Source organism: Aminobacterium sp., from assembly GCF_034926885.1.
Classification (GTDB): Bacteria; Synergistota; Synergistia; order Synergistales; family Aminobacteriaceae; genus Aminobacterium.
Genome location: NZ_JAYFQR010000019.1, coordinates 1 through 4,165, shown reverse-complemented (window position 1 = coordinate 4,165; position 4,165 = coordinate 1). Strand labels below are relative to the sequence as shown.

The following is a 4,165-nucleotide window of genomic DNA, read 5'->3' as shown; positions in this document are numbered from 1 at the left end:
GCCGCAACTTCCATTCCGCCACTACTATTGGACAGGGTGAGCCCATTTATCTTTGAATTGGCGGGAGCCAATCGTACGGACTGGGATTCCCGCCATTCACTTTATCACGTTATCAGGAAGCAAACTATGGCCCCTTACATTATTGGATTCCTTTGTTTAAATTTTAATATGTCAAAAGCTTTAATTATGAATGATATAATTGCTCCCCTTCTCAAGGTCCACGAGTTACGTGGTGCTTTCGAATCAAAATCAGAAATATTCCCAAGTCATGATAGAAGAACTAATTGAAGAAAGTTTGCAGAGAGTCCGGCAAAGGTTTTCTAAACCTTGCTATTTAATGAGTCGCACAGAAAAAGTTGAGGTCATTAAATATCTTGACGATGAAGGTTTTTTCTTACTCAAAGGTTCAATAGAAACTTTGGCGGAAGAAATGGGTAACACTAAATACACGATTTATTCGTATCTACGAGATGTAAGACAAACTGAAGAATCTAAATCATAAGGAAGGAAGATGTAGAAGAATGAAGAAAGTAATAGCATCATCAGCTGCTCCTAAGGCGGTAGGACCATATTCGCAAGCTATTCAAGCAGGAGATTATCTTTTTGCTTCAGGGCAACTTCCAGTTGACCCTGCAGTGGGGAAAATCATCGAAGGAGATATTCAAGCTCAATTCCATCAGATTATGAAAAATTTGAACGCTGTGCTTCAGGAAGCGGGCCTCTCTTTCAATGATGTAGTTAAAACTACTGTTTTCGTAACCGATATGGCTGATTTCGCTGCTATAAATGCGGTGTATGCAGAGTATTTCCCGAACGATAAGCCAGCACGATCTTGTGTTCAGGTTGCCGCGTTGCCTTTGGGCGGTCAAGTAGAAATGGAGCTCATTGCTTTTTGCGGGAAATAAGATTTTTCAGTTTTGTTGATAATGTAAAAAAATAAATAGGGAAATTAGGGGAGGACGTACAATGAAAAAGTTTATGTCATGTTTAGCTTTAGTTGCACTTGTGACTCTTTGTTTTGGTTCCTTTGCTTTTGCCGCAGAAACATTTCCACAGAAAAACATTAAAATTATTGTTCCTTTTGCTCCAGGCGGCGGAGTAGATGTTACATGCCGTTTAATGGCTGAAGTTGCTCCCAAATATATGAATGGGAAAAAAATTGTTGTCGAAAATATGCCAGGTGGCGGTGCTGTTATCGGCCAGACTTTTGTATCAAAGGCTAAAGCTGATGGATACACAATTTTGGCTTATACATCCTCTGTTGTTACCAATCCAATGACTAAAAAAACTACATATACACATAAGTCATTTAAACCAATAGCAATGTATTGTTTTGACCCTGAAATTGTCATGGTTCCAGAAAATTCTCCGTATAAGACTTTAAAAGAATTTATCGGAGCTGCTAAAACAAAAGAAATTAGCCTTGCTACTCCCGGCTACTCTACCTCTCACCATATTGCTTGCCTTATTCTCGAAAATCGTTTGGGCGTTAAATTTGGATATGTACATAATGAAAGCGCAGCTATGCAAGTACAGCAGCTTTTGGGCGGTCACGTAGAAGCGGGAATGATGGCTCTTGGAGAAGCATCCGGCTTCATTAAAGATGGAACAATGCGTGCCCTCGGTGTTATGACAAACGAGAGACCAAAAGATTTTTCTTTTATTCCTACCTTCAAAGAGGAAGGAACTGACCTTGTATGGGGTGCTTTTAGAGGATTAGCTGTTCCAGAAGGAACTTCAGATGAAACCGTAAAAGCACTTGATGAACTCTTCGGAAAAATAATAAACGATGAGGATTTTGCAGCTCGTATGGCTAAAGCTGGTTACCCACTGGTTTATAGAAATGCACCTGATTTCGGATCTTATGTAGAGGAAGTTGCAACTGAGCTCGAAAAAATAGTTCCAACTTTGAATCAATAGTAATTTTATTTTAACGATTAAAATTCGGGGGCATCGTCTGGCAAACGAAATTTTGCCCCCGAATCATATGAGGTGGGCCCATGAAAAATTGGAAAAAAGATTTCTTATTGGCAATAGTTCTCTTGGTTATAAGCGTATTTGTATTTATCGAAGCTGGAAATTTTCCTGATATTGCTGCACATTTTCCCAAGCGCGTTGCTGTTGTCATTTTTCTATTAGCAGCACCTTTGCTTGGACGTAGCCTTAATGAACGCAAGAAAGAAGTAGAATCCGAGAGCGAAAAAAAACGGTATAAGAGCGTTTATTCCGTTATTATCTCCATTGCTGTATATATTCTTATTCTTCCTAAAGCAGGTTACCTTGTTTCTTCATTAGCTTTAATGCTCTTTATAATGTGCAACCTTGGTTATGCCAATAAAAAGAGAGCCCTTATAACGGCTATTTTATCAGTATTTGTGATTTTTGCCGTGTTTAGGTTCCTTTTAGGGGTTCCCTTACCTCTTGGCGTTTTTGTAGAAGGATAAATAAACCAGAGGTTAAGGAGGTCTATCGATATAAATGGAACATATTTTGTCTGCATTTGTTGAAATTTTTACGCCAGGCGTATTTCTTTTCCTTTTCATTGGTGTTTGTATAGGTCTTGTTGTTGGCTCTTTGCCAGGCCTGAATGACACTATTACGTTAGCAGTACTTGTTCCTGTTACGTTCTCTATGGATCCAAGTTACGCGTTTATGCTTCTTGTCGGTGTTTATACGTCGGCTTGCTATGGTGGCTCTATTCCGGCGATCCTTTTAAAAATTCCAGGAACAGCTTCTTCTGTGGTGACGTCTCTTGACGGATATCAGATGACTTTAAAGGGAAAGGCTGGCCAAGCTCTTGGTATTTCAACAACAAGTTCAGTTTTTGGCGGATTAGTCAGTTCCCTTGTTCTTATGTTTTTAGCGCCGGTTCTTGCAAAATATGCCTTGCGTTTTGGCCCTCCTGAATACTTTGCTCTTGCAATTTTAGGCTTAAGTACAGTTGCAGGTATGTCAGGAAAGAATGTTCTTAAAAGCCTTATCGTGTGTGCAATAGGACTGCTTATCGCTACTATTGGCATGAGCCCACAAACAGGTTTTCCCCGTTTTGACTTCGGAAACCCATATTTACTAGAGGGGATTCCATTTGTCCCAATGTTGATCGGTCTTTTTGGAGTAACGTCAGTATTGGAAGTAGCTGAAGAAATTGGACAAAGGAGCAAGGGGAATGTCTCTTTGGATATTCCTAAAATTGGAAAAGTATTGCCTGATAAGAAGATGGTAAAGCGCCTTTTACCTACATGGCTTACCTCTTCCGCTATTGGAAACGTAATTGGAGTTATTCCAGGAGCAGGAATGTTAATGGCCATTTATTTAGCATACGACCAAGCTATTCGAAGTAATAAAGATAAAGAGTTTGGAACTGGTGTTCCTGAAGGAGTAGCTGCGCCAGAAGCTGCCAACAACGCTGTAGTTGCAAGTTCAATGGTTCCTTTGATGGCTCTCGGAGTTCCTGGAAATTCCACATCAGCTCTTTTCTTAGGCGCATTGATGATACAAGGACTTCGACCTGGTCCTTCTCTATTCCAAGATTTCCCAGAAGTGGCTTACCTTATCATTGTTGGTTTCTTTGTAGCAAATATCCTTATGGGGCCACTGGGAATTATGCTGGGGAAATTTTTATCAGGAGTTATTTTCAAAATTCCTAAAGAAGTTCTCGCGAGTGTTATTGCGATGTTATGCATTACCGGTGCTTTTGCTGTGGGAAATAGCGTCTTTAATATTTGGGTAATGCTTTTCTTCGGAATTTTAGGATTTGTTTTTAACAAACTTAAGTTGCCACATTCACCGTTAATTTTAGCCGTGATTTTAGGCGCCATGATGGAAAGAGGACTCTATCAGAGTCTCGTTCTTTCAAAAGGGTCATACATGATCTTTTTACAGCGGCCTATCAGTCTTGTCATGTTGATTGTTGCAACGCTTTTTGCTATTGCTCCTATTCTTAAAAAGATTAAACAGATGAAGAGTGCTTCAATAAATTAATGAAATTTTAAGAAAATATTTATAAGGAAAGAGGTTTCTTAAATTATGCGCAAAGAGGAAATTTACGCTAAAGCACTATCTGCCCATCAGGAATCCAAAGGGAAAGTTGCCATTACGAGCAAGCTTCCCGTAGAGAGCATGGCCGATCTGGCTATTGCCTATACTCCAGGAGTTGCCGAACCTT

Annotated in this window: 5 protein-coding genes and 1 pseudogene; all 6 read left to right on the top strand. The window is 39.7% G+C overall.

Annotated elements, in window-relative coordinates; translation table 11 throughout:
- A pseudogene (locus tag VB083_RS08885) lies at positions 1 to 288 on the top strand (hypothetical protein); the annotation flags it as partial.
- Complete coding sequence (locus tag VB083_RS11765) at positions 269 to 502, top strand: helix-turn-helix domain-containing protein (RefSeq protein ID WP_416242171.1); 234 nt, start codon at positions 269 to 271, stop codon at positions 500 to 502. The pseudogene VB083_RS08885 and the gene VB083_RS11765, both read left to right, overlap by 20 nt.
- 19 nt (positions 503 to 521) lie before the next feature.
- Entirely contained in the window at positions 522 to 905 is a 384-nt protein-coding gene (locus VB083_RS08880; protein WP_213691584.1) for a RidA family protein, read from the top strand.
- A 61-nt stretch (positions 906 to 966) separates the two neighbouring features.
- Positions 967 to 1,920, top strand: a complete 954-nt coding sequence (locus VB083_RS08875; RefSeq protein ID WP_213691583.1) for a Bug family tripartite tricarboxylate transporter substrate binding protein — start codon at positions 967 to 969, stop codon at positions 1,918 to 1,920.
- 80 nt (positions 1,921 to 2,000) lie between these two features.
- Complete coding sequence (locus tag VB083_RS08870; RefSeq protein ID WP_213691582.1) at positions 2,001 to 2,444, top strand: tripartite tricarboxylate transporter TctB family protein; 444 nt, start codon at positions 2,001 to 2,003, stop codon at positions 2,442 to 2,444.
- A gap of 34 nt (positions 2,445 to 2,478) precedes the next feature.
- A complete protein-coding gene (locus tag VB083_RS08865) occupies positions 2,479 to 3,981 on the top strand; it encodes a tripartite tricarboxylate transporter permease (protein WP_213691581.1) in 1,503 nt (500 codons plus the stop codon).
- Positions 3,982 to 4,165: the final 184 nt, after the last annotated feature.

Excerpts from the sequence above, each read along its gene's own strand:
- VB083_RS11765 (WP_416242171.1), top strand. The coding sequence starts at position 269 with ATGATAGAAGAACTAATTGAAGAAAGTTTGCAGAGAGTCCGGCAAAGG.
- VB083_RS08880 (WP_213691584.1), top strand. The coding sequence starts at position 522 with ATGAAGAAAGTAATAGCATCATCAGCTGCTCCTAAGGCGGTAGGACCA.
- VB083_RS08875 (WP_213691583.1), top strand. The coding sequence starts at position 967 with ATGAAAAAGTTTATGTCATGTTTAGCTTTAGTTGCACTTGTGACTCTT.
- VB083_RS08870 (WP_213691582.1), top strand. The coding sequence starts at position 2,001 with ATGAAAAATTGGAAAAAAGATTTCTTATTGGCAATAGTTCTCTTGGTT.
- VB083_RS08865 (WP_213691581.1), top strand. The coding sequence starts at position 2,479 with ATGGAACATATTTTGTCTGCATTTGTTGAAATTTTTACGCCAGGCGTA.